We start from the raw sequence: 22,589 nt of genomic DNA, 5'->3' as shown, positions 1-22,589 counted from the left end.
GCGAAAGCCGCTTTGGGGGCACCACAATACGGCAGTATGCGAGCGCGGGAGTTCCACGAGTCCCAAGGTGTCGAGGACTGGCGTGTGCTTGTCGGTGACGAGGCGTGCGCCCACTTCATGACGGGTTCGTTCGCCGCCGGAGCGCACTTTGCCCAGTCCATCTGCCCGATGCTGGAAGGCAAGCAGGCCGATGTCGACATCCGGCCGGACGGCGTGACAGTGCGCCTGACTGAGCCCGATGCCGAGTTGGCACGACGGATTTCGGCCGTGGCGCGGAAATCGGGTATGGCGTCGGTTCCGGTCGCTCCGCAGCGGGTTCAGATCTCGATCGACGCTCTTGGTATCCCCGAGGTCATGCCGTTCTGGCGTGCGGTTCTCGGCTACACCGAATGGGGTGACGAGGACCTGGTCGACCCGCGCCGCAGCGGGCCGCCGGTCTGGTTTCAGCAATCGGATATCCGGCGCAGCCGGATGCACGTGGATGTCTACGTGCCGCATGATCAAGGTGAGGCACGGGTCGCCGCCGCGATTGCCGCTGGCGGAACGTTGGTGACCGACGAGTTCGCGCCGTCGTGGTGGGTGCTCGCCGACCCGGAGGGCAACGAGGCTTGCGTGGGCACGTGGCTGGATCGCGAGTAGCCAAATGGGGCACCTGTCGGGGGATATTGGTGCAGAGCTGATCACGCTGGACCGCCGGGCGGGCCATGCTGTGAGGCATGGTGCGGCGGCGACATTTCATAGCCGGCCTGGCGGCTTTGCCCTTCGTGGGGGCGGCGGCCGCGGGCGGCAAGCGAGTAGTGGTGCTCGGTGCGGGGCTGGCCGGTTTGGCGAGCGCCTACAACCTGATGAAGCACGGTTACGACGTGACCGTGTTGGAGGCGCAGGATCGGCCAGGTGGGCGCGTGCAGACGGCGCGATCCGGCTTCCTCAACGGCGGTCACGCGGAATTGGGTGCCGTGCGGGTCTTCGACTCACATTCCTATACCCAGAAGTACATCCGCGAGTTCAATCTCGCGGTGAAGCCGTATGACACCGGCATCACCGCCTACCTCATGCAAGGCAAGCGTTTTCTTCCTCCGCCCGCTGGAACGCCGTGGCCGCTCGACGGGCTTTCTCCGTCCGAACAGCCCGATCCGCGTGCGTTGTTCGGTTTCTACCTCGGGCAGGGCATTCAGAAGATGGGGGACCCGCGTACGCCTGGCTGGCCGGGCAGTGTCCCATCGTCAGCTGAGGTCGAGAAGTACACGGCTGCCGAGTTCCTCAGGTCGTTGGGGGCCTCGGAGACGTGGATCAGCTGGCTGTTCGCGACTGAGGGCAACGCGGGCAGGTGGAATGCCGCGGCTGCGCTGGCGGCCGAGTCGATGGCCTCGGGGAATGTCGGGAGCATCGAAGGCGGCAACGACCGGCTGCCGTACGCCTTCGCCGCCGCGCTCGGCGGCCGGCTGAAATACCGCACCGAAGTCGTCCGCATCGCGCAGGACTCGACCGGAGTGACCGTGGGATACCGCGAGGCAGGACGACGGCACGAGCTCCGCCCCGACCGTGTCATCTGTGCGCTTCCGTTCATCCCGCTGCGACGGGTCGACGCCGTCTTCTCACAGTCCAAAATGGATGCCATTGGGAAGCTGGAATACATGCCCGCGGCTCGGACCTACTTCCAGACCAGGACGAGGTTCTGGTCAGCCGAAGGGCTTGGCGGCCTGAACCTGGTCGCGAGCGACACGGCGTTCGGCCGGATCTGGAACACGAGCTCGCAGCAACGTGACCAGCGGATGGGCATGCTGCACAGCTACATGATGGACGAGCAGGCAGTCCGGTACGCCGAACGCGGCGGGTTCGAGGTTCGCCGGCTGGCCGAGCGGGCCCTGCCGGGACTTCGCGGCCAGCTGGTGTCTACTGTGGACAAGGTGTGGCAGTGGGACCGGTGGGCCGGTGGTGGCTGGGCTTTGGTGCCGCCGGGGACGTTGGCGTGGATGCTGCCCGTCATGCGTCAGGTCGAAGGCCGGGTGCACTTCGCAGGCGAGCACACGTCCGTCTGGCCGGGCTGGATGAACGGTGCCCTCGAGTCGGCCGAACGGGTCGTCCAGGAGGTCCTCGCGTCCTGAGCATTGACCGGGCAGCGCCCCGGTCCCTATGGTGTAACTAGTTACAGCAACTAGTTACACCACTTCTGCCCTGCAGGGGGTCGCTATGAACGTGGTTGTTGTTGGTGCAGGTGTGTACGGCGCGGCGGTGGCGGCCGCGCTGACGAAGCGAGGCGCGAGCGTCACGGTCGTGGACGCCGCCGCGCCAGGGAGCGGCACTTCTGGGGCGACGTTCTCCTGGACGAACTCGTGCGGCAAGCAGCCGCGGGAGTACCACGACCTGAACGTCGCCGGGATGGAAGCCCACCGGAAGATGGCCGGCGACTGGTACCACGAGACCGGCAACCTGGAGTGGGTCGCCGGTGACACGGAACGGCTGCGGCAGCGGGTCGCCGGACTTCACCACTACGGGTACGAGGCGCACTGGCTGAGCCGGTCGGAAGCACTGCGCCTTGAGCCGGACGTCGATCCCTCGGTGCTCCCGGACGACGAGATCGTCTTCTTCCCGCGGGAAGGCTGGATCGAGCCGACAAGGATGATCGCCCGTCTGCTGGCCACGGCCACTGAGGTGGTCCGTGACGACGCCGTCACCAGCCTGGACACATCAGCAGGACGGGTGCGTTCGGTCCACCTCGCTTCGGGGCGGCGGATTGTCGTTGACGCGGTCGTGAACTGCGCCGGCCCGCAAGCGAACGAGATCGCTGAACTGGCCGGGCTGAGCTTTCCGATGCGCAACAAACCCGGTGTGCTCGTGTACACCTCGCCGGTCGCGGTGTCGGTGTCACGGGTGGTCCACGCACCGCACGTGCACGTTCGCCCGGACGGCGGCGGCCGATTGTTGTTGCACGGCAAGGACGACGACGATCCAGCGAACGTGCTGGCGGCGGCCTGCGAGGTGTATCCGGGGATCCGCGCTGCGACAGTCGAAAGCGTACGGGTGGGCAAGCGGCCGATCCCGCTCGACGGCAAGCCGGTGCTGGGACGCGTGCTCGAACTGCCCAACTTCCACTTCGCCGTTTCGCACAGTGCAGCGACGCTCTGCGTGCACGTCGGCGACCTGGTCGCGGCCGAAGTGCTCGGTGAGGATCGAAGCGACGAGTTGGCGCCTTTCCGGTTCGAGCGGCTATGAGTACCACGGTTCTGCAGGGCTACGACCTGATCGACGGTCAGGGAACGCCAGTGCGGCAAGACGTCGACATCGTCATCGAGGGCGACACGATTCGCGAGATCCGCCCTTCGCAAGCCGAAAACGCCGGAATGGTGGTGATTCCTGGGCTGATCAACAACCATACCCACGGCACCGCGTACGGTCCGCTGTTCCCGAGTGGACATGAAGGCCTGTCCCGCGAGCAGGTGCGGGCCAACCTCGACCGGCACCTGCTGGAAGGAACGACCACGGTCCTGTGCGTCGACGGGTTCGTCCTCCCTGGAGAGCAAGCCCACCCGACCAACGTCAAACTGGCTTCCTGTAACACACCTGCATGCCTGGCGGCCGCGACCATCGCCGACGGCGGCGGACTGGCCGAAGCGAACCGTGCTTTCACCGCGCGACAGGCGGTCGCGGCAGGAGCGGTCGCCCTGGGGGAGATCGGGGCGGGGCACACGCTCGGCGGCGGTGGCGCGAGCTACATGTACATCCCCGCCGAGATCGAGAAACGTACCGGGGTGACGATCACGCCCCGCCAGGCGAACGCCTTGAAGATCGCGGTCCTTGGCAGGCACATCTTTGCTTCAGCCTTCGACCCGGACGCGGTGGCGGAAGCACTGGACGCGGCTGGACTCGCCGGCAAGCTGTCAGTCGAGGAGGCCCGTGAGATCGTTTCGGGCATCGTGCTGCCTGCTTTCGACGTCGCGCTGCGAGGTATCGCCGAGGCAGCCGAGCTGGCCGGTCAGCTCGACGTGCCGGTGCTGGTGCACAACGCGGCGGCGTCGATGACTCAGGTAGCCGCCGTCGCCGCCACCGGAGTGCGGTTGATCGCAGGCCACTCCAACCACTCCAGCTTCGACCTACGTGAGGCGCTGGAGCACGCGGAACGACTCAAGGCGATGGGTGCGATCGTCGATGTATCCACTTTGGACACCTTCGGCGCGCGACGGCTGACCACCGGGCCAGAACTGCTCTACGCGCTGTTCGAGGCCGGGTTGGTCGACACGATCTCGACCGACTACGCGGGTGGTCACCACGATTCGATCCTGCTGGCCATCGACCGGGCGGCCAAGGCCGGAGTGGTGAGCCTGCCCGCGGCGATCGCGATGGCGACGGCCAATGTCGCGGACGCCATTCCGGGGCTGGCACCTCGGCGCGGCCGCGTCGTACCCGGCGCGATCGCGGATCTGGTGGTGACGGATCCCGCGAACCTCGACAATGTCCGCATGGTCATGATCGGCGGCAACGTCGTCGCCAGGGACGGCGTGGTCGTATGAAGCGGGTAACCATCGGCGACGTTGCCGCGCAAGCAGGCGTGTCCACGGCGACGGTCTCGCGCGTCATCAACGGCGGCGTCGTCGCCGAGGCGACCGCCACCAGGGTGTGGGATGCGATCACCAGTCTCGAATACAGCCCCAACGCGCTGACCAAGAGCATCTTCGCCGGGCGATCCAGCACGATCGGGGTCGTCATCCGGGACCTGAGCAGCCCGTTCTACCTCGACCTGATCCGCGGGATCGACGAAGTAGCGGCGGCCAACGACAGCCTCGTCATGCTGGCCAACACGTTCCGCAAGGACGACCGGGAGGCCGCCCAGGTACGGGCAATGGACGAGCAGCGGGTACGCGGCCTGATCGTGACAACGGGAGTCACGGCCGACAGCCACACACGCCGAATGGCCGACAACGGCACGCCGTGCGTGATCGTTTCCCGGGTCGTTCCAGGAATGCACTCGATCAGCCTTGACAACGTCCGTGCCGGTGAACTGATGGCCGCACATCTGGCCGCGTGTGGTCGTGGGTCCATCGGTGTCGTCACTGCCAGCCGCCGCCCGTCCCAAATCGAGCGTGTCCAAGGGCTTGCGGTGCCCGAGCGTGCGGTAACCGTTGCCGAGACACCGCAAGACGTGCCGGGCGCCATCGACGCGCTGTTCGACACCAATGACCGGCTCGATGCGATCGTGTGCACCAGTGGCCGGTTGACCGCCGCTGTCCACTCCGCACTGACCGGCCGCGGCATCGCCATCGCCGACGACATCGCGTTCCTGGCGATGGACGAATTCCCGTGGGCCGAGGCACTGGGCGTCACGGTGATCGCCCAGCCGACCTACGACATGGGCAGGAAAGCCGCCGAACTCGTCATCGAGTGCCCGGCCGAGCCGGTGAGCCTGGTTTTCCAGCCTGAGTTGATCGCCCGCACCTCCTGCGGTGAGGTCAGTTCCTGATGCGCTGCTCCACGCAAGCGCTAGCCGCGGGGCTCCTCGTCCGGGACTTCTAGGCGCTGCTCCATCACGTCCGCTTCGGACGCTTCCCAGTCGGTCTCGCTCTCCATGTCAACGGGACGGTCGTCGTCAGTGACGGGGATCTGCTGCTCGATGGCGTCTTCGATGGGCTTTTCGACCCCGAACTCCGGCATGGGTCCTCCCTGACGTGGATGATCCTCTCCGGGCATGGTTACCCGCTGACGTGCTCCTCATTCACCAAGGCCGCGGCGCGTTCGGCGATCGCCACGACCGTGGCGTTCGTATTCGCCGACGGAATGGCCGGGATCACCGACGCATCCGCGACCCGAAGCCCCTCGATACCGTGAACCCGCAGGTCAGAGTCGACAACCCGCCCCATGGCACACGTGCCGACATAGTGGAAATACGAGCCCAACTCCTCTCGAAGGTACGCCTTGGGGTCCTTGATCAGCGGCTCCGCGGCGCGCCACGGGGCCAAGGCGCGCGTGGCGCCAAGCGCCCGGGCCATGTCCAGGCCGGTCAGCGCGGTTGCCATGTCACGGCTGTCGCTCAGGTAGCCCGGGTCGATGAGAGGGCGGTCGCCAGGTCGCGGGCTCGCGAGACGGAGCCGTCCGCGACTGTGCGGTGCCATCAAGGAGAAGTAGATGCCGTAGACGTCACCGACAGGGATACGTGCGAAGTAGAGGAACTGAAGGTCGCCGGCCAGACCGATGACTTCGATGCCGTTGTACACGCTCTCCGGGACGGGTTGCGCGCTGTCGTACTTGATCGAGAACAGCGCGTGGTCGTGCAGGTTTTCGCCGACCGGCAAGTCGGCGACGACCGGAATGCCCAGCGTATGCAACTCATCGGCCGGACCGATGCCGGACAGCAACATCAGCTGCGCCGAACCGATCGCACCCGCGGTCAGAATGACCTCGCCGGAACAGTCCACTGTGGTGTCGTTGTAGTCCACGCCGACCGCCCGGCCGTTGCGGATCCGGATCCGGTGCACCATGGCGTCCGCGACGATGTCCACATTGGCCTGCGGGAGGTACGCGCCGGCGACGCTGAGCCGCTGTCCATCCACAATGCACAGATCCGGCCAGCCGAAGCCCTCTTCCAGGCCGCCGCTGATGTCCTTGGCCTCGGCATGACCGGCTTCCAGCGCCGCTTCGAAGCCTGCGATCGCGAGCGGATGCCGGTCCAGCGCGGGAGCGACAGTCAGCGGTCCGTCCGTGCCACGCAGCACAGGGTCGCGGCCGATCGCGGTCTCACTCCGCCGGAAGTACGGCAGGAGGTCGTCGAAGGTCCACCCGGGACCCCAGTCGTAGCTCGACCGATGCCCGCGCGCGAAGACCATCGCGTTGATCGCCGACGAGCCGCCCACCCCACGACCGCGGGGCAAATCCAGTGGCCTGCGGACGGACGCCTGTTCGACGGTCTGATCACCCCAGTTCGCTGTGGTCTCGTACAGCGTCCATGCGAGCCGCGGCAACGCCGTCGGTGGAGTGGCGCTACCCGCTTCAATCAGCAGGACCCGTGCATGGTGGGAGAGCCGTGTCGCCAAGACGCATCCGGCTGAACCAGCGCCAACCACTACGTAGTCGTAGCTCGTCATGACACCAGCTTCCCAGATTTCCGTGTCGCAACGATCGACTCTCGCATAGCTCTGGCTGGACGGTACGTGTATGCGCGTCGCGGTCACGAACTACGCGTGGTGCGGTCATTCGCTTTCGGGCTGAGAGCTCCTAGCGTCGGTGTATGAGCTTTCACCGCGAAGTGATCGGCGTGTGGGACGAACCGGTCGAGTTCCCGGTGACGCGGGAGCACATCGTCGCCTATGCCGAGGCGACCAACGACCCGACGCCCGCCCACCTGGACGGAAGCGTGGCGCCGCCGGTGTTCGCCGTGGTGCCTGCGTTCCGCGCGATGGCCAACACCACGATGTCGGCTGTGCCGGACGAGCTGATGATGAGGATCCTGCACGGCGAGCACGACTTCCACATCCATCGGCCGATCGTGCCCGGTGACGTGCTGCGGTGCCGGGCCAAGGTGATCGGGATCCACGGCAAGTCGTCGGGTGTCGTGGTGTCGACCAAGCTCGAGACGCGTGACCAGCACGACGCCCTGGTCAACGAGCAGTACTTCGCGGGCTTCTTTCCTGGTGCCGAAGCTGAGAGCGAGGGGGAGACGGGGCCCGGCCACGCTTTCGACGAGACTCTTCGTGAGCGTGAGCCGGACCTTGTCGCCGTGCAGAAGTACGACGAGGACCAGACGTTCCGGTATTCCGAGGCGGCCGGTGATCCGATGCCGGTGCATCTGAGTGACGAGTTCGCGAAGTCCCTCGGATTGCCGGGAATCATCGTCCACGGGCTGTGCACGATGGCTTTCACCTCGCACGCTCTGAAGAACCCGCAGAAGCTGACCAGGCTCGCGGTCCGGTTCAGCAAGCCCGCGCAACCGAAGCACACGATCACCACCTCAGCGTGGCGAGTCGGCAACGGCTACGCCTTCGAAACCGTGACAGACGAGGGGACAACCGTGATCAAGGACGGCCTTGCCGAGTATGGAGCCACGGCATGAAGGTCTACGTAATCGGCGTCGGGATGACCAAGTTCGAGAAGCCCGGCGGAGACTGGGACTACCCGGCCATGGCCAAGGAGGCAGGGACGAAAGCCCTGCAGGACGCGGGAATCGACTACGACCGGGTGCAGGAGGCCTACGTCGGCTACTGCTACGGCGACTCGACCTCTGGTCAACGCGCGGTCTACGAGCTCGGGATGACCGGTGTGCCGATCGTCAACGTCAACAACAACTGCGCGACCGCGTCCACCGCGCTTTACCTTGCGGCACGGGCAGTTCGCGGCGGCCTCGCGAACTGTGCGCTGGCGTTGGGCTTCGAGAAGATGAAGTCCGGTTCGCTGGAGGCCGGGTACACCGACCGGGAACAGCCGCTGCTCAAGCACATCGAGCACCTGGCCCGCCTGCACGAGTTCGCGATGCCGGTGGCGCCGTGGATGTTCGCGGCCGCCGGGCGTGAGCACATGGCGAAGTACGGCACCACAGTCGAACAGTTCGCCAAGATCGGCTACAAGAACCACAAGCACTCGGTGAACAACCCGTACGCCCAGTTCCAGGACGAGTACACGCTCCAGGACATCCTGGACGCCAAGCCGATCGTCGATCCGCTGACCAGACTCCAGTGCTCGCCGACATCGGACGGCTCGGCCGCCGCGATCCTCGCCAGTGAGTCCTTTGTGGAGCGGCATGGTCTGCAGGACCAGGCCGTGGAGATCATCGGACAGGCGATGGTGACCGACCTGGACAGCACCTTCGACGGCACCGCGGCGGGCATAGTCGGCGTGCATATGAGCACAGTCGCCGCGCGGCAGGTGTACGACCAGGCCGGGATCGGCCCCGAGGACGTGGACGTCATCGAGCTGCACGACTGCTTCTCGACCAACGAACTGCTGACCTATGAGGCCTTGGGCCTGTGCGCGACCGGCGAAGGCGGCAAGCTGGTCGACAACGGCGCCACCACGTACGGCGGCCGATGGGTGGTGAACCCCTCCGGCGGCTTGATCTCCAAGGGGCATCCGCTCGGCGCGACCGGACTGGCCCAGTGCGCCGAACTCACCTGGCAGCTCAGGGGAATCGCCGATGCCCGGCAGGTGCCGGGAGCCAAAGTCGCGCTGTCGCACAACATCGGCCTCGGCGGCGCGGCCGTCGTGACCGCGTATCGAGGAGCCACGGCATGATCACCATCGAGAAGACCGCCGAACTGCCCGCCGGCGCGGACAAGATCTGGTCCGTCGTGTCGGACCTGGGACGCTGGCAGGACTGGCTGACCATCCACCAGAAGTGGAAGAGCGAAGTGCCCGCCCAGGTCGGCGAGGGCACCAAGGTGACCGGCGTGGCCAGCGTGCTGAACATGCCCAACACCATCGAGTGGGTCGTGGACGAATGGGACGCACCACGCAAGCTGGCCATCAGCGGCAAGGGCCTGGCCGGTGCGGTGGTGACGATCTCTTTGGCTGTGACGCCACAGGGCGACAGCTCGGAGTTGGTGGTGACGTCGTCGTTCGACGGGCAGATGATCGTCGGCGCGATCGCCGGAGCCATCGAGCGAGCGTCCAAAAAGGAGCTCGACACGTCGTTGGCGAACCTTGAGAAGCTGGTGGCGTGATGGGGCGCGTCGCGATCGTGACGGGCGCGGGCCGCGGCATCGGCCGCGAGCACGCGTTGCTCCTCGCGAAGGAAGGCCTGCACGTCGTGGTCAACGACGTAGACAACGAGCCTGCACAGGAAGTCGTCGACACGATTGTCGCCGCAGGTGGCAAGGCCGTCGCCAACACGAGCAGCATCGCGGACTGGGATCAGGCGAAAAGCCTTGTCCAGCAGGCGATCGACGAGTTCGGGCAGCTTGATGTGGTGGTCAACAACGCGGGCATCCTGCGTGACTCCTACCTCGCGTCCACCGAGGAAGCCCAGTTCGACGCCGTGATCGGGGTGCACCTCAAGGGGCACTTCGCGGTGATGCACCACGCGGCCGCGTACTGGAAGGCCGAGTCCAAAGCCGGCCGCCAGCCCAACGGCGCGATCGTCAACACCACATCGATTTCCGGCACGACCATGCCCAACCCAGGTCAGACCGTGTACGGCGCGGCCAAGGCGGGTATCGCGGCGATGACCCTCGTCGCGGCCATGGAGATGGAACGCTACGGCGTCCGCGTGAACGCCATCGCGCCGATCGCCAGGACCCGCCTGACCCTGGCGACTCCGGGAATGGGCGCGATGTTCGCCGCCGAAGTCCCGGAGGGTGAGTTCGACGCCTTCGACCCCAGCAACGTCGCACCGGCCGTGGCCTACCTGGCCAGCGAGAAGTGTCCCTTCACCGGCAAGGTGTTCATCGTGCAGGGCGGCGCGATCTCACTGCTCGAAGGCTGGACAACGGTCGGCACGGTCGAGACGCACGGCCCATGGGACCCGGCTGAACTGGGCGAACAGCTCGCCGCTTGGGCATAGTGTTCGCATGTCGACGCAGACGGTGCCGATCCACGTTGTGCATCGCCTGCTCAAGCAGGCACAGCGGCGTGGCACAGATGTCATGCCGCTGCTGCGTGCCGCGGGCATTCCCGGCGACATCGCGTACCGGCCGAAGACCCGCGTCACGATCGAGCAGATGGCCAAGGTCACCCGCGGCCTGTGGCAGCTGACCAACGACGAGCTCTTCGGCATCGGCCCGCCGATCCCGTTGGGCACCATGAAGTTCGTGGCCCTGTCCATCATCCACGCGCCCGACCTGCGGGAAGTCATCATCCGGTTCTGCGGCGCGAGCAAGGTGCTGACCGGCGTGCCCCGGGTCAAAGCCGATTTCGGGGCGACGATCGCTCGCGTCGAGATGGACGTCAGCAAACTCGACGACCCCGAGCACTTGGGCACCGAGCTGCTCATCGCGTTGGTCCACCGGTTGTCCAGCTGGCTGATCGGCCGCCGGATCCCGTTGAAGACGGTGCGACTGCCGTACCCGGAGCCGCCGTACGCCGCCGACTACCAGCCGATGTACGGGCGGATGCCCACGTTCGACGGTCCGGAAGGCCGCGTCGCGCTGGAGTTCGACAGCGCGCTGCTCGACGCGCCGGTCGTGCGCGACGAGAAGGACCTGGCCGAGTACATGAGTGATCAACCCGGCGTGTGGTACGCCCGGCGTGACTTCGGGAGCACCACGGCTGACCAGGTCCGCAAGATCCTGGAGCGCGGGCTGAGCGGGACATGGCCGAGCGCGGAGGAGATCGCCGACCGGCTGTCGGTCAGCGTCCAGCACCTACGGCGGCTGTTGCGCGACCAGAAGACGTCGGTCAGCGAGATCAAGGAGGAGATCCTGCGGGACGCGGCGATCGCCAGCCTGGTCCGAGGCGAGGAATCCGTGGACGATCTGGCCGTCCGGCTCGGTTTTTCCGAGGCGAGCGCGTTCCGGCGGGCGTTTCGGCGGTGGACCGGCAGCCCGCCGGGTGCCTACCGCTCGGAGTAGAGGGCGTCGATTTCGGTGGCGTACAGCTCGGCGATCGGCTTGCGCTTGAGCTTCATCGTCGGCGTGAGCTCGTTGCCGCCGGGAAGCCAGAACGTGGGCAGGATCCGGAATGCCTTTATCTGCTCCACTCTGGACAGCGTGGCATTGGCTTCCCGCACGGCTTTGGTCACGGCCTGGACGATCTCGGGATCTTGGGCGAGGGCGTGCGGATCGGTGCCGGTCTCTGGATCCAGGGTGATCAAGGCGACGACGTACGGCCTGCGGTCGCCGATCGCGACGACGGATCCGATCAGCGGGCTGGCGACCTTGACCGCGTTCTCGATGTTGGCAGGCGACATGTTCTTGCCCGCCGCGTAGATGATCAGTTCCTTCTTGCGGTCCACTATGGACACGTAACCGTCGTCGGAGATGGTGCCGATGTCGCCGGTGTGCAGCCACCCTTCGGCGTCGATGGCCTCGGCGGTCTTGACCGGATCCTTGCGGTAACCCTTCATCACCGCCGGACTGCGGAGCAACAGTTCGCCGTCGTCCGCGAGTCTCACCTCCACGCCCGGCATGGGTTTGCCCACAGTGCCTGGTTTCAGCGCGTCAGGCCGGTTGACGGTGCCGTGCACGGACGACTCGGACATCGCCCAGCCTTCGCACACTGGAATGCCGACGGCGGTCGGCCTTACCTTCGGCAGGACCGACGCCAAGGTCTTCGGATCGCTGACACACGTGGTGGTCGCGCCTGTACACATCGGCAGATAATGTGCGAAGTACCGGTTGGCGAGGTGCGCATCGGGCAGATACGACAGCACGCGGCCGTCGGTGGCCGCCGCGGCGAACTGCGGCATTTCCAAGGCAGCGGCCATGCTGAACCTGATGTTCCGATGCGTGATCTCGACGCCTTTCGGCGGACCGGTCGTGCCTGACGTGTAAATGAGCGTCAGCACGTCGTCCGGATCGACCGCTCGCCACGTCGCGTCGAAGTCGAAATCCGGGCTGTCATCGGCGAGATCCTCGATGGTCAGCACGGTCTCGGCTGAGCAGGCAAGCGGCTCGAACTGCTTCTCGCAGACCACGACCCGGTTCTCGGCATTGCCGAAGAGGTAGTCGATCTGCTCGGCGGAACTGGTGTTGTAGATCGAGAACGGGATGGCGCCGAGGTGGAAGACGGCCGTGTCGACCAGATGGAACTCCGGTCTGTTGGTCATCATCAACGCGACGGTGTCGCCTTTCCTGACACCCAAGGCGTATAACTTGGCAGCGATTTGACGTACGCGCTCGCCGTATTCCCGCCAAGTGATCCGGGCACTGTCGTCGGGTGTTCGTAAAGCGACGACATCCGGGTGTGCGGCGACCGTTTGCTGAAACACTTCGCACATGGTCACGGCAGGTCCACCGCCCAGCTGTCCAGCATTGTCCTGGCGTCCACTGTGTTCAGTGGTCGCGGCGGATCGGCCGGGGTACGGCTGAACCTGGGCGCCGGTGCGGGCTGCTTGGTCGTGCCGACCTGGATGAATGCCTTGCGAACGTTGTTGTGTGGATGGTCTGGGGCCTCTTGTGGTGTCAGCACAGGGGCAACACACGCGTCGACGTCTGCGAAGATCTCGGCCCATTCGTCACGGCTGCGCTGTTTGAACGCACCGGCCAGCTGTTCGCGCAGTTCCGGCCACCGGGAGAAGTCGTATTGCTGTGGTGCTTCGGTGAGACCCAAGGTTGTGACGAGCTGGTCGTAGAACTCGGTTTCGACCGCGCCGACTGAGATGAAACGGCCGTCCGCGCACTCGTACGTGTCATAGAACGGTGCGCCCGAGTCGAACAGGTTCTCGCCGCGCCCGTTCGGCCACAGGCCGACGTCACGCATGCCGTGGATGAACGTCATCAGCAAAGACGAACCGTCAACCATGGCCGCGTCCACGACCTGACCCTGCCCGGAGGACTGTCGTTCCAGCAGAGCCGCCAGCACGCCGAGCGCCATCAGCATTCCGCCGCCGCCGAGGTCCGCGACCAGGTTGAGCGGCGGCACCGGCCGGTGTCCCTTCGGCCCGATCGGCTCAAGCACCCCGGCCACGGCAAGGTAGTTGATGTCATGCCCGGCTCGTGCAGCCAACGGCCCGTCCTGACCCCATCCGGTCATCCGGGCGTAAACCAGCCGGGGGTTGCGGTCCATCAGGTCATTCGGGCCGAGGCCGAGCCGTTCGGCGACGCCCGGCCGGAAGCCCTCGACGAACACGTCGGCCGACTCCACGATCCGGTGCAGCGTGGCGAGGTCTCCGGAGTCCTTGAGGTCCAGGGAAAGAGTGCTCCGGCCCCGGTCGAGTACTCCGGCAGGCAGGTCGAGGCCGCGGTTGCGGCTCTTGCGGTCCACCCGCAGCACATCGGCGCCCAGATCGGCGAGGATCATGGCCCCGAACGCGCCTGGCGCGAGGCTGGCGAGTTCCACTACGCGAATTCCGGCGAGAGGTCCCATGGCGTGCTCGGCTCACAGTGTGCGGCCGATGATCTCCTTCATGATCTCGTTGGTGCCGCCGTAGATCTTCTGGATGCGGGAGTCGGTCCAGATCCGGGCGATCGGGTACTCGGCCATGTAGCCGTAACCACCGAACAGCTGCATGCACCGGTCGGCGACGATGTTCTGCTGCTCGGTCAGCCACCACTTCGCCTTCGCCGCGCCCGTGATGTCCAGTTCGCCCGCGATGTGCTTGGCGACGCAGTCGTCCAGGAACGTGCGGGCGACCGTGCCCAACGTCGAGCATTCGGCCAGCTCGAAGCGGGTGTTCTGGAACGCGAGGATCGGCTTGCCGAAAGCGGTCCGCTCCTTGGCGTACGCGATGGTCAACTCGACGGCCTTCTCCATGGACGCGACCGCGGGAACCGCGATGATCAGCCGTTCCTGCGGCAGTTGTTCCATCAGATAACGGAAACCATGGCCCTCCTCACCGAGCAGATTGCTCGTCGGCACGCGCACGTTGTCGAAGAACAGCTCGCACGTGTCCTGACCGTGCTGACCGACCTTCTCCAGCTTGCGGCCCTTGGTGATCCCGTTCTCCACGACGATCAGCGACACACCGGCCGCGCCCTCGTCGGGATCGGTCTTGGCGGCGACGATCACCAGGTCACAGAGAAAACCGTTGGTGATGAAGGTTTTCGAGCCGTTGATGACGTACTCGTCGCCGTTCTTGACCGCAGTGGTCTTGATCCCCTGCAAGTCCGACCCGGTGCCCGGCTCCGTCATCGCGATCGCGGCCACGACCTCGCCACTGGCCATCTTCGGCAGCCACTTCAGCTTCTGTTCATGCGTGCCGTAAGCGTTGATGTAGTGGGCGATGATCGCCGAATGCACCGCGCCGCCGAAGCTCGGCGCGAGCGCCCGGACTTGCGCGTCGACGATCGCGGCCTCATGCCCGAAGTCGCCGCCTCCACCGCCGTACTCCTCGGGTATGGACGCACACAGCAGGCCCAACTCGCCTGCCTTGGTCCAGATCTCGCGGTCGACATGCTGTTGCTGTGCCCATCGCGTCTCGTTGGGCGCACATTCCTTGGCGAAGAACTCATTCGCCAGTTCGGCCAGGGCCTTGTGGTCGTCACGCATCCAGCCGGGCATTCTCGCTCCCCTCAACGCGGTCCTCTTCAGCCTGGTCCGGGTCGTCCGAACCGGCCATGACCGGGCCGCTCGTGGTCCGTGACCGGCACGCGCACCGCTAGGTGGGCTACGAAACCTCCCCTGAGAAGGCTTGCATCGCCTCGGCGGCGGTGGCGCGGGCGCGCAGGAAGAAGTCGCTCCACTCATCGATGCCGGGGTAGCCGCACGTCCGCACATCCGCGATGGCAGCGTCCACATCGAACAGCGTGCGGCGCAGGTCGACACCGGGCCCCAGCAAAGCCCAGTGCGCGCCTGGCCGTCCGTAGGGCATGCCCACGCTGCCCGGGTTGACCACAAGTGTTCCGTGCGCCAGCCGAACGAACGGCATATGCGTGTTGCCGCAGACAACGGTCTTCGCGTCCACACCGTCGAGCACTTCCGCCCAGCGATCCAGGTTGGTGTCGACCAATACGATCTCGTCGTCCGCGCGCGGAGTTCCGTGACAGAACAGCACTTCACCGAGGCCCTCGACGGGCAGCTGACGTGTGTGCGGCAAGTTCGCCAGGAAGTCCAGCTGGTCGTCCCGCACTCGATCCGCGGCCCACATCGCGATCTCGTCGGGGATCTGATCCCGTTGCCCACGGCGGAATTCGACGATCTCCCGGTCGGCGTTGCCGCTCAGCCACACCACTCGGTCACCGAGATCCAACAGCGTGTCCAGTACGGCCTCAGGTTGCGGTCCGGCCGCGATGTCGCCGGTCAGCACGATCTTGTCGGCCGCCTGGACATCGGGTTCGGCCAGCACGGCCGCCAACGCGGGCATGACCGCGTGGATGTCGGACAACACCGCTACCCGGCTCACCATCCGATCACCGTACTCGGAACGTGGCCGATCAATTTCGGGCACACTTTGACTGCGTTTTCGTGCACATGTGCTCGACCGGTAGTCAAATTCCCGGTAAGCGGTACAACGTTAATCGTGAGTAGGGAGTTACGGGCATTCTTGCACAGTCAATAAAGGCATCCTCCCCGGAAGTTCGCCTGGTGGTCCATGACCGGTCACAAACACTTCGGTGTTTCGACGTTCAAGAACAAGCTCACGCTCCTGCATCGCGCATGGGACGTGGCAGTCGGCGGCGATGACGAAGACCTTGCCCTGATCGACCGCCCTGAACTGCGCGCCGTGTTCGAGGAGCCCGATCTCCCTGCCCGCCTGGTGAAGCTGGCTGCGTTCAACGCCATGGTGATGCGCCGGACAGCGGCGTTGCACCTGGCCATTCAGGGGGTCGCGGCAAGTGACCCGGCTGCCGCCGAGATGCTCGCCGCGTTCGGGCAGCAACGCCTGGAAGCCATGGCCATGCATGCCCACGCAGCCGCCGTCACCGGACAGCTCGCAGTGTCCGAAGAGGAATGCCGGGACGTCATGTGGTCGACCACCGACGGCGCTCTCTGGCATCGGCTCGTCGAACAACGCGGGTGGAGCGAAGAGGGTACGCCGCCTGGCTCGGCCGCCTGTGGGTTTCGCTGTTCGTCGGCTAGGTGTCCAGGCTGAGAACGAGGTAGGGATCGGGAATCGGGCCGACTGGTCAGGCTGGGCACGGGTGAGTCATCCTTCACCGCTCGAACAAGCCTGCCTTGCGCTCCACATGGACCAGCTCCCGGTCACCGTCAACCCCCTCCCGCCCGGTTCGTCCGATCTTCGCGTGCCAGGCGCGCTGCCACAATGCGACCTTGGTATCGGCTTTACCCGCAGGTATTTCCGGGCCAGCGGTGAGGAATTTTCAGGCATCGATCCGTACCGGTCGTTGTGCTGCGGGCGCCTTGTGGAGTTCATTGGCGCCGGATGCGAGTGATGGGTGACGGGCATGGTGGACTTCCGGATCGCCGCGGCGACAGCGGACGACATGGTGCGTTTCCGCGACTGGGCCGATGACCTCTGTTGGAATCCCGGTGACTCCGACCGGTACGCGTTCTTCCCCGTCGATCCCAGAGGGTTCCTGATCGGACGGCTTGACGGCGAACCTGTCGCGTCCATCTCGGCGGTCCGGTACGGCTCCGACTACGGCGTCATCGGCCATCACATCGTCCGGGACCACGTTCGTGGCTGCGGATATGGGCGTCAGCTCTGGCAGGCCGCGCTGGACCGCTTGGCTGGCCGGACCATCTCCGTCGACGGACGGGGGTACCCAGGTTTCCGCCGTGCGTGGACCACCATCCGCTACGAAGGCGTGCCAACCGGGCTGGATCGGCCGAGGGGTCTGTCGCTTGTGGACGCGCGTTCGGTTCCGTTCGACCAGATCGCGGCTTATGACCGGTTGTTCTTCCCAGCGCCGCGGGACGCGTTCCTGGCGTCCTGGGTGAGTCTGCCCGGCCATACGGCGGTCGCCGCGATCAGGGATGGCCACCTCCACGGGTTCGCGGTGATGCGCCCGGCCAGCGGTGCACACCGGATCGGCCCGGTCTACGCCGATTCGCAGGATGTCGCGCTCGCCTTGGTCATCGGCCTGTCCGCGTGTGCTCCTGGCCGGCCTGTATGCGTTGACGTGCCGGACATCAACGAGTGCGCCACGATCCTGATGGAGAAGCTCGGCTTACGTCAGACGTCCGAGTCGACGCGGCTGTACCGCGGTCCGGTCCCGGACGTCGACCTCGTCGGCCAGTACGCGGTGACCAGCGTAGAACTCGGCTAATCCGCATCGGTCGTTCTCGATTTCGTCCGCAAGAAGGCGAGTGTGGCCCAGCTCTCTAGACATTTTATTGCACCGGTCGTTCTCAATAGGGTTACGCTGGGCGTACCCGAGAGAGAGGACGATCATGGAACTCGAGAATGCGGTCGCGGTTGTCACCGGAGCGAACCGTGGACTGGGCCTTCGCTTCGCGCAGCAGCTGGTCGAGCGGGGCGCCAAGGTGTACGGGGCGGTCCGGCGGCCGGAGACCATCGACATCCCAGGTGTCGTGCCGGTCAAGTTCGACCTGACCGACCCGGCGACGATCGAGGAGGCGGCCAAGATCGCGAGCGATGCGACGTTGCTGGTGAACAACGCGGGTGTGTCCACGAGGGCGCCGCTGCTCGACGGCGATTTCGCCGACATCCGCCTGGAGATGGAGTCGCACTACTTCGGCACGCTGTCGGCGATCCGGGCGTTCGTGCCGGTCATCGAGAGCAACGGCGGCGGCGCGCTGCTGAACGTGCACTCGATCCTGAGCTGGGTGCACACCCTCGGCAGCGGTTCGTACAACGCCGCCAAGGCCGCGGCTTGGGCGATGAGCAACTCCGTGCGCGCGCAGCTCGCGCCAAGGGGAATCAGCGTCACGGCGTTGTACGTGGGCTTCATGGACACTGACATGGCGTCCTTTGTGGCCCCCGAGGACAAGATCGACCCCGCTGAGGTGGCCAAGATGTCCCTCGACGGCGTGGCTGCGGGCGTGGCCGAGGTGCTCGCCGACGAGCAGACGCGGTGGGCGAAGCAGAACCTCAGCGCCGCGCTCTAGGCTTGAGGCAGGAAGGGAGCAGGTGGTGGTGCGGCACAAGGAGTTCGATCCGGACGTGGCCCTTGACCGGGCGATGGAGATGTTCTGGGAGCGTGGGTACGAAGCCACGTCCATTCAGGACCTGGTGGAGGGGATGGGCATCGGCAGGCGCAGCCTGTACGACACATTCGGCGACAAGCACGCCCTGTTCATCCAGTCGCTCAACCGGTACGCCGACACGCTGTCCGGACGGCTCGGATCCGTGCTCGACACCGCCAAGACCGGCCGCGAGGCCGTACGTGACCTGCTTTCCGTCGTGCTGCAGCCGACCGCGCACCTCAAGGGCTGTCTGCTGGTCAACTCCGCGACCGAGGTCGCGGCCCGTGACAACGAAGCCGCGCAGCACATCGACCAGTACCTGGTCAGGTCCAGGGAGACCATGCTCGAGGCCGTCCGCCGTGGCCTGCAGGACGGCAGCATCACCGACCGGGCCAAGCCGGAGGCGTTGACCAGCATGCTGGTCAACGCCTGGCTCGGCCTGCGGGTCTCGGTGCGGTCCGGCGTGGATCGCAAACGCTTGCGCAAGGACATCGACGAGATCATGAGCCTGCTCGACTGAGAACCTCGTCGAGCAGGCTCATGACCTCCGCGCGATCGGAACACGCACACGCCCGGCAGCCACATCGGCGGCGAGCTGGCGAAGCGCATCACGGTCGGTCGTGGCCATCACCGTGGTGACCTTGGCGTCCTCAAGCTGGAGGTGCGCGGCCGTCGCTTGAAGTGAGCGGAGTGCTGCGGTGGGCGGAACAGCATCGGGACTACATCGCCGATTCCCGTCAGCGCTACGACGCCCGACAGACGTAAGGTGCCTCGCCACGGCGGGAAACCGTGGCGAGGCAACGGTGTTACGGGTACTGCTTGATGTAGACCGGCTGACCGATCTTGGTCATGTCCGCCGCGTCACCGACACCGTTGACCACGTGGTCGATGATCCCGGCGCTGAGGTTGACGGTCATGATGTGGTTGAGCTTCACGCCAGGCGTCTGCGGCACCTCGAACCCGTTCTCGGTGTGGATCTGCGGGTTGTTCTGGTTGAACACGTAGACACCGCCGCCGTACAGCGTGTGGTTGCGAACCTTGTCGCCGACCTTGTACCCGGCGTAGCCCTCGACGTTTCCGTTCATCCAGTCGGCCTGCGTCGGCGGGTCGTACGGCAGTTCGTTCTGGTACAGGATCGTCGTACCGTTCTCGCCGTTCCATGTGGTGTTGTACTGCTGGAAGTGCTCGACGAACAGGCCGGTCGCGGTCACGTTGTCGCCGTTGACGACCGCGCCCTTGCGGCCGGTGTTGGTGTTCCACCGCTGGGTGTCGGTGAAGCCCTCGACGCCGTGGTCCGCGCGCCACACCCACGTGTGGTCGATCAACACGTTGTCGCTGTTGATTTCCAGCGCGGTGTCGGTCTTGCCGACGTGCGGCCCGCCGACCCGGAAGTACACATCGGACAGAGTGGTCGGGTTCGACGGCGAGCTCCAGCCCCAGCCGTGCCGCTTGCCGACCCGCAGCAGCACAGGCGATTCCTGCAGACCCGCGTCGATCGTGACACCGGCGACGACAACGCCGGGGACGTCGGCGACCTCAAGCGGGGTCGCGCCACGGACAGCGGTGAGGGTGGCGTGCCCGAGGCCGAGGACGACGGTGTTCGGCCACAGGACCTGGATGCTGCGGGCGATGTCGTACAGGCCCGGGGTGAGCAGCAGGTGCTTGCCCAGCGCCAGGTGCGCGTTGATCGTGTGGACCGAGTCGCCCGGCTTGGCGACGTAGAAGTCGCTGATCGGGATCGTGCGCCCGGGCGTCATGCCGTTGGCCCAAGTGATGCCGCGGGTACCCTTCGCCGCGGAAGGCACACGCACGTTGTACTTGCCCTTGGTGTCAACGAACAGGTACGGCTTCTCCCGGCTGACGGGCGTGTTCTCCAGCGTCGTGTACGGCGGGGTCGGGAACGCCGAGTCGTCGGGCGCACCGACAACGCCGGAGAAGACCTGGTTCCACACGCCGTTGGACCAACTGGCGACCTCGCTGTTGCGAGTGAGCCACTGCTGCTGCGAACCGTTGGTCGTGGCCGGCAGCTTGGAGTCGGCGATGAAGCCACCGCTGGCGTACTGCGGGCCGTCGGTGCAGTAGTCCATCAGCGACAGTCCGCCGCCCGCGATGTTCAGCCTGCGCAGGGACACGGCCTGGGAGACCGCCCAGAAGTTGGCCGACGAGCGGCACCCGTCCTGGCCCTTGGCGTTGATGTTGAGCGAGAGGTTGGACAGCGTGCGCCAGAAGTTGACCAGCGCGATGCAGTTGGGCCCGGCGTTGTTCAGGCAGCGGTTGTAGACCTCGATCTTGCCGTTGATCACCACATCGGTCGGGGACGCGCCGAGGCCGGAGACCTCGGTGTAGTAGCCGACCTTGATCTGCAACGGCTTGTCCGCGGTGCCGTACGTGCCCGGCTTGAACAGGTACGCGTACCGCGTGGTGCCCATCTCGTTGTCGACCTGCTTGGCATGGGTCGCGTCCAGGGTGGCCTGGATCTGCTCGACCGGCATGCTCGGATCGAAGATGGTGACGTTCGGCCCGAAGTCGGGGGTGCCGCCGCGGCGTTCGCTCACCGGGTCCGCGGTCGCGGTGCTGCCCGCGGCGGCGACTAGGGCGAGGCTGAGCACGAACGCCCGGCCCCATCTGGCTAAGTGCGTGTAAGCGCTCCCACGCGCCTGCTGGTGCACGATCGTCATCGACCTGCCTGTTTCTCCAGGCCCGCTCGGCGAAACACGCGTGAGAGAGCGCTCTCTCGCTCGCTCCGCCACAGCCGGGCGACGGATGGAGGGATCGGATATTTCTACCGCTTGGATCGGTTCAGCGCCATGCCCGGAAGGCCGGTTTTATCTCGCCGGATCGGCTGGGGCAAGAGTGGGAAAGAAACCTCCCGGCCGGCCAAGACTGATCAGGAATCGAGAAGCGCTGGGTGTGCCGTCGGCAATACCGTGACCGTGCGTGGACCTGACGGAGCCACACATACACCGGGAGTAAGGAGAGAACAGTGTCGTTGCAGGCGAGCGTGATCATGCTCGGCGTGAAGGATGTGGACCGCGCCAAGAAGTTCTACGTCGAGGGCATGGGTGCCACGGTCGAGCAGGACTTCCCTGGCTTCGCGCGGTGCAGCCTCGGCGACGGCTCCTCGAAGCTGGCGCTCTACGAGTGGGAGGCACACGCGCAGGACGCCGGCGTCTCCCCGGAGGGGTCCGGGTTCCGCGGTGTTTCGTTCCACTACCTCACCGACACCCGCGAAGAGGTCGACGAGGCACTGCGCAACGCGGAGGCCGCCGGAGCCACCGTGGTTAAGGCGGCCGTCGCCGCTGAGTGGGGCGGATACGACGCCTGGTTCAGCGACCCGGACGGATATCTGTGGAAGATCGCCACGGAGGCCTGATCACCGCACGGGTCCGGCCTCGTCTTCCCCCACGCGAGGCCGGACCTACTGGTCGGTCATCATCCTGCCGATGACGGCGTCCGAAGTGGACCGCAGCGCCCGCAGCGCGGCTGGGTCGAGCGCGTCGATCACCAGCCGCCGTACGGCCGAGACATGCCCGGGCGCGGCGCGGACGAGGTGCTCGTGGCCATCCTCGGTGAGGATGGCGTTGGTGTACCGGCCATCGGTCGGGTCGGCTTCCCGGCGTACGAACCCGCGCCCCTCCAACCGCTTGATCAAGTGCGACATCCGGGACAACTCGGCGTTGACGAACACAGCCAGCTCGCTGATCCGCATGGTCCACTCCGGCGACTCGGACAGACCGGCGAGCGTGTAGTACTCGACGTAACTCAGCTGGGAATCCCGCTGCAGCTGACTGTCCAAAGCGGTCGTCAGCATGGACATCATCAGCGAGAAAGACCGCCATGCGGCGAGTTCTTCCGGCGTCAGCCAGCGGGGTTCCGGGGTGCCGGGCATGCCGCCAGTCTACGAATCACCACACCGGTTGGCAGGAACACCACATGCGTGCCGACGATCTTGTATGAAGACGTCC

Annotated in this window: 23 protein-coding genes; 15 read left to right on the top strand and 8 right to left on the bottom strand. The window is 66.0% G+C overall.

The window, feature by feature from the left end; genetic code table 11:
* Positions 1 to 36: 36 nt before the first annotated feature.
* The 5 genes from B9C43_RS42615 to B9C43_RS42595 all read left to right on the top strand — a co-directional run bounded on the left by B9C43_RS42615 (position 37) and on the right by B9C43_RS42595 (position 5,455).
* Positions 37 to 639: a VOC family protein gene (locus B9C43_RS42615; RefSeq protein WP_084433071.1), complete on the top strand. Its 603-nt coding sequence runs from the start codon at positions 37 to 39 to the stop codon at positions 637 to 639.
* A gap of 77 nt (positions 640 to 716) precedes the next feature.
* Positions 717 to 2,105: a flavin monoamine oxidase family protein gene (locus B9C43_RS42610; protein ID WP_084433070.1), complete on the top strand. Its 1,389-nt coding sequence runs from the start codon at positions 717 to 719 to the stop codon at positions 2,103 to 2,105.
* 85 nt (positions 2,106 to 2,190) lie between these two features.
* A complete protein-coding gene (locus tag B9C43_RS42605; protein ID WP_084433069.1) occupies positions 2,191 to 3,213 on the top strand; it encodes an NAD(P)/FAD-dependent oxidoreductase in 1,023 nt (340 codons plus the stop codon).
* Entirely contained in the window at positions 3,210 to 4,508 is a 1,299-nt protein-coding gene (locus tag B9C43_RS42600) for an amidohydrolase family protein (protein ID WP_084433068.1), read from the top strand. The genes B9C43_RS42605 and B9C43_RS42600 overlap by 4 nt, the downstream gene beginning before the upstream one ends.
* A complete protein-coding gene (locus B9C43_RS42595; RefSeq protein ID WP_084433067.1) occupies positions 4,505 to 5,455 on the top strand; it encodes a LacI family DNA-binding transcriptional regulator in 951 nt (316 codons plus the stop codon). Before B9C43_RS42600 ends, B9C43_RS42595 begins: the two co-directional genes overlap by 4 nt.
* 20 nt (positions 5,456 to 5,475) lie before the next feature.
* On the opposite strand, the gene B9C43_RS57075 is transcribed toward B9C43_RS42595, so the two are convergent.
* Together B9C43_RS57075 and B9C43_RS42590 are read right to left on the bottom strand one after the other, a co-directional pair.
* Positions 5,476 to 5,646 carry a hypothetical protein gene (locus B9C43_RS57075; protein ID WP_160097084.1) on the bottom strand — a complete coding sequence of 57 codons (171 nt, stop codon included), beginning with the start codon at positions 5,644 to 5,646 and terminating at the stop codon, positions 5,476 to 5,478.
* 38 nt (positions 5,647 to 5,684) lie between these two features.
* On the bottom strand, positions 5,685 to 7,073 hold the full coding sequence (locus B9C43_RS42590; RefSeq protein ID WP_084433066.1) for a GMC family oxidoreductase: 1,389 nt from the start codon (positions 7,071 to 7,073) through the stop codon (positions 5,685 to 5,687).
* A gap of 143 nt (positions 7,074 to 7,216) precedes the next feature.
* On the opposite strand from B9C43_RS42590, the gene B9C43_RS42585 reads away from it, so the two are divergent.
* Genes B9C43_RS42585 through B9C43_RS42565 form a run of 5 tightly spaced genes read left to right on the top strand, consistent with a single transcriptional unit; the run spans position 7,217 to position 11,486 of the window.
* Positions 7,217 to 8,038, top strand: coding sequence for a MaoC/PaaZ C-terminal domain-containing protein (locus B9C43_RS42585; protein ID WP_084433065.1), 822 nt, complete (start codon positions 7,217 to 7,219; stop codon positions 8,036 to 8,038).
* A complete protein-coding gene (locus B9C43_RS42580; RefSeq protein ID WP_084433064.1) occupies positions 8,035 to 9,213 on the top strand; it encodes a lipid-transfer protein in 1,179 nt (392 codons plus the stop codon). Before B9C43_RS42585 ends, B9C43_RS42580 begins: the two co-directional genes overlap by 4 nt.
* Complete coding sequence (locus tag B9C43_RS42575) at positions 9,210 to 9,641, top strand: type II toxin-antitoxin system Rv0910 family toxin (protein ID WP_033380606.1); 432 nt, start codon at positions 9,210 to 9,212, stop codon at positions 9,639 to 9,641. Before B9C43_RS42580 ends, B9C43_RS42575 begins: the two co-directional genes overlap by 4 nt.
* Complete coding sequence (locus B9C43_RS42570) at positions 9,641 to 10,480, top strand: SDR family oxidoreductase (protein WP_084433063.1); 840 nt, start codon at positions 9,641 to 9,643, stop codon at positions 10,478 to 10,480. The genes B9C43_RS42575 and B9C43_RS42570 overlap by 1 nt, the downstream gene beginning before the upstream one ends.
* A 7-nt stretch (positions 10,481 to 10,487) precedes the next feature.
* The gene (locus B9C43_RS42565) at positions 10,488 to 11,486 is read left to right on the top strand and encodes an AraC family transcriptional regulator (RefSeq protein ID WP_033380608.1); all 999 of its coding nucleotides are present in this window, start codon (positions 10,488 to 10,490) and stop codon (positions 11,484 to 11,486) included.
* Here the strand turns inward: B9C43_RS42565 and B9C43_RS42560 are convergent.
* The 4 genes from B9C43_RS42560 to B9C43_RS42545 form a co-directional block, all read right to left on the bottom strand.
* The gene (locus tag B9C43_RS42560) at positions 11,471 to 12,844 is read right to left on the bottom strand and encodes an AMP-dependent synthetase/ligase (protein WP_407657157.1); all 1,374 of its coding nucleotides are present in this window, start codon (positions 12,842 to 12,844) and stop codon (positions 11,471 to 11,473) included. The two genes, B9C43_RS42565 and B9C43_RS42560, sit on opposite strands and share 16 nt — an antisense overlap.
* Positions 12,845 to 12,855: 11 nt before the next feature.
* Positions 12,856 to 13,941 (bottom strand): CaiB/BaiF CoA transferase family protein, encoded by a 1,086-nt coding sequence (locus B9C43_RS42555; RefSeq protein ID WP_084433061.1) that lies wholly within the window; start codon positions 13,939 to 13,941, stop codon positions 12,856 to 12,858.
* A gap of 12 nt (positions 13,942 to 13,953) precedes the next feature.
* Entirely contained in the window at positions 13,954 to 15,075 is a 1,122-nt protein-coding gene (locus tag B9C43_RS42550) for an acyl-CoA dehydrogenase family protein (protein WP_084433060.1), read from the bottom strand.
* A 106-nt stretch (positions 15,076 to 15,181) separates the two neighbouring features.
* Positions 15,182 to 15,919: a metallophosphoesterase family protein gene (locus tag B9C43_RS42545; protein WP_084433059.1), complete on the bottom strand. Its 738-nt coding sequence runs from the start codon at positions 15,917 to 15,919 to the stop codon at positions 15,182 to 15,184.
* Between the two features lie 186 nt (positions 15,920 to 16,105).
* On the opposite strand from B9C43_RS42545, the gene B9C43_RS58985 reads away from it, so the two are divergent.
* From B9C43_RS58985 to B9C43_RS42525, 4 genes are all read left to right on the top strand, one after another.
* Positions 16,106 to 16,606, top strand: a complete 501-nt coding sequence (locus B9C43_RS58985; protein ID WP_235039173.1) for a hypothetical protein — start codon at positions 16,106 to 16,108, stop codon at positions 16,604 to 16,606.
* A 313-nt stretch (positions 16,607 to 16,919) separates the two neighbouring features.
* The gene (locus B9C43_RS42535) at positions 16,920 to 17,744 is read left to right on the top strand and encodes a GNAT family N-acetyltransferase (RefSeq protein ID WP_084433058.1); all 825 of its coding nucleotides are present in this window, start codon (positions 16,920 to 16,922) and stop codon (positions 17,742 to 17,744) included.
* Between the two features lie 124 nt (positions 17,745 to 17,868).
* On the top strand, positions 17,869 to 18,546 hold the full coding sequence (locus B9C43_RS42530; RefSeq protein WP_084433057.1) for an SDR family oxidoreductase: 678 nt from the start codon (positions 17,869 to 17,871) through the stop codon (positions 18,544 to 18,546).
* Between the two features lie 25 nt (positions 18,547 to 18,571).
* Entirely contained in the window at positions 18,572 to 19,144 is a 573-nt protein-coding gene (locus B9C43_RS42525; RefSeq protein WP_143446977.1) for a TetR/AcrR family transcriptional regulator, read from the top strand.
* 286 nt (positions 19,145 to 19,430) lie between these two features.
* Here the strand turns inward: B9C43_RS42525 and B9C43_RS42520 are convergent, their stop codons facing one another.
* On the bottom strand, positions 19,431 to 21,302 hold the full coding sequence (locus B9C43_RS42520; protein ID WP_200825938.1) for a hypothetical protein: 1,872 nt from the start codon (positions 21,300 to 21,302) through the stop codon (positions 19,431 to 19,433).
* Positions 21,303 to 21,607: 305 nt separating this feature from the next.
* Here B9C43_RS42520 and B9C43_RS42515 point away from each other — a divergent pair, with 305 nt between their 5' ends.
* Entirely contained in the window at positions 21,608 to 21,997 is a 390-nt protein-coding gene (locus B9C43_RS42515) for a VOC family protein (protein WP_200825937.1), read from the top strand.
* A 45-nt stretch (positions 21,998 to 22,042) separates the two neighbouring features.
* On the opposite strand, the gene B9C43_RS42510 is transcribed toward B9C43_RS42515, so the two are convergent.
* On the bottom strand, positions 22,043 to 22,513 hold the full coding sequence (locus B9C43_RS42510; RefSeq protein ID WP_084433055.1) for a MarR family winged helix-turn-helix transcriptional regulator: 471 nt from the start codon (positions 22,511 to 22,513) through the stop codon (positions 22,043 to 22,045).
* Between the last annotated feature and the right edge of the window lie 76 nt (positions 22,514 to 22,589).

Origin of the sequence: Kibdelosporangium aridum, from assembly GCF_900176515.1 — a bacterium.
GTDB classification, from domain to species: domain Bacteria; phylum Actinomycetota; class Actinomycetes; order Mycobacteriales; family Pseudonocardiaceae; genus Kibdelosporangium; species Kibdelosporangium aridum.
Note: the sequence above shows the minus strand (reverse complement) of the source record. Positions and strands in the feature narration are given on the sequence as shown.

What these genes read in the sequence shown, in the direction of transcription:
- B9C43_RS42600 (WP_084433068.1), top strand. Translation starts at nt 3,210, where the DNA reads ATGAGTACCACGGTTCTGCAGGGCTACGACCTGATCGACGGTCAGGGA.
- B9C43_RS42555 (WP_084433061.1), bottom strand. Translation starts at nt 13,941, where the DNA reads ATGGGACCTCTCGCCGGAATTCGCGTAGTGGAACTCGCCAGCCTCGCG.
- B9C43_RS42610 (WP_084433070.1), top strand. Translation starts at nt 717, where the DNA reads ATGGTGCGGCGGCGACATTTCATAGCCGGCCTGGCGGCTTTGCCCTTC.
- B9C43_RS57075 (WP_160097084.1), bottom strand. Translation starts at nt 5,646, where the DNA reads ATGCCGGAGTTCGGGGTCGAAAAGCCCATCGAAGACGCCATCGAGCAG.
- B9C43_RS42595 (WP_084433067.1), top strand. Translation starts at nt 4,505, where the DNA reads ATGAAGCGGGTAACCATCGGCGACGTTGCCGCGCAAGCAGGCGTGTCC.
- B9C43_RS42510 (WP_084433055.1), bottom strand. Translation starts at nt 22,513, where the DNA reads ATGCCCGGCACCCCGGAACCCCGCTGGCTGACGCCGGAAGAACTCGCC.
- B9C43_RS42545 (WP_084433059.1), bottom strand. Translation starts at nt 15,919, where the DNA reads ATGGTGAGCCGGGTAGCGGTGTTGTCCGACATCCACGCGGTCATGCCC.
- B9C43_RS58985 (WP_235039173.1), top strand. Translation starts at nt 16,106, where the DNA reads ATGACCGGTCACAAACACTTCGGTGTTTCGACGTTCAAGAACAAGCTC.
- B9C43_RS42565 (WP_033380608.1), top strand. Translation starts at nt 10,488, where the DNA reads ATGTCGACGCAGACGGTGCCGATCCACGTTGTGCATCGCCTGCTCAAG.
- B9C43_RS42575 (WP_033380606.1), top strand. Translation starts at nt 9,210, where the DNA reads ATGATCACCATCGAGAAGACCGCCGAACTGCCCGCCGGCGCGGACAAG.
- B9C43_RS42580 (WP_084433064.1), top strand. Translation starts at nt 8,035, where the DNA reads ATGAAGGTCTACGTAATCGGCGTCGGGATGACCAAGTTCGAGAAGCCC.
- B9C43_RS42520 (WP_200825938.1), bottom strand. Translation starts at nt 21,302, where the DNA reads ATGACGATCGTGCACCAGCAGGCGCGTGGGAGCGCTTACACGCACTTA.
- B9C43_RS42585 (WP_084433065.1), top strand. Translation starts at nt 7,217, where the DNA reads ATGAGCTTTCACCGCGAAGTGATCGGCGTGTGGGACGAACCGGTCGAG.
- B9C43_RS42605 (WP_084433069.1), top strand. Translation starts at nt 2,191, where the DNA reads ATGAACGTGGTTGTTGTTGGTGCAGGTGTGTACGGCGCGGCGGTGGCG.
- B9C43_RS42550 (WP_084433060.1), bottom strand. Translation starts at nt 15,075, where the DNA reads ATGCCCGGCTGGATGCGTGACGACCACAAGGCCCTGGCCGAACTGGCG.
- B9C43_RS42615 (WP_084433071.1), top strand. Translation starts at nt 37, where the DNA reads ATGCGAGCGCGGGAGTTCCACGAGTCCCAAGGTGTCGAGGACTGGCGT.
- B9C43_RS42570 (WP_084433063.1), top strand. Translation starts at nt 9,641, where the DNA reads ATGGGGCGCGTCGCGATCGTGACGGGCGCGGGCCGCGGCATCGGCCGC.
- B9C43_RS42530 (WP_084433057.1), top strand. Translation starts at nt 17,869, where the DNA reads ATGGAACTCGAGAATGCGGTCGCGGTTGTCACCGGAGCGAACCGTGGA.
- B9C43_RS42535 (WP_084433058.1), top strand. Translation starts at nt 16,920, where the DNA reads ATGGTGGACTTCCGGATCGCCGCGGCGACAGCGGACGACATGGTGCGT.
- B9C43_RS42590 (WP_084433066.1), bottom strand. Translation starts at nt 7,073, where the DNA reads ATGACGAGCTACGACTACGTAGTGGTTGGCGCTGGTTCAGCCGGATGC.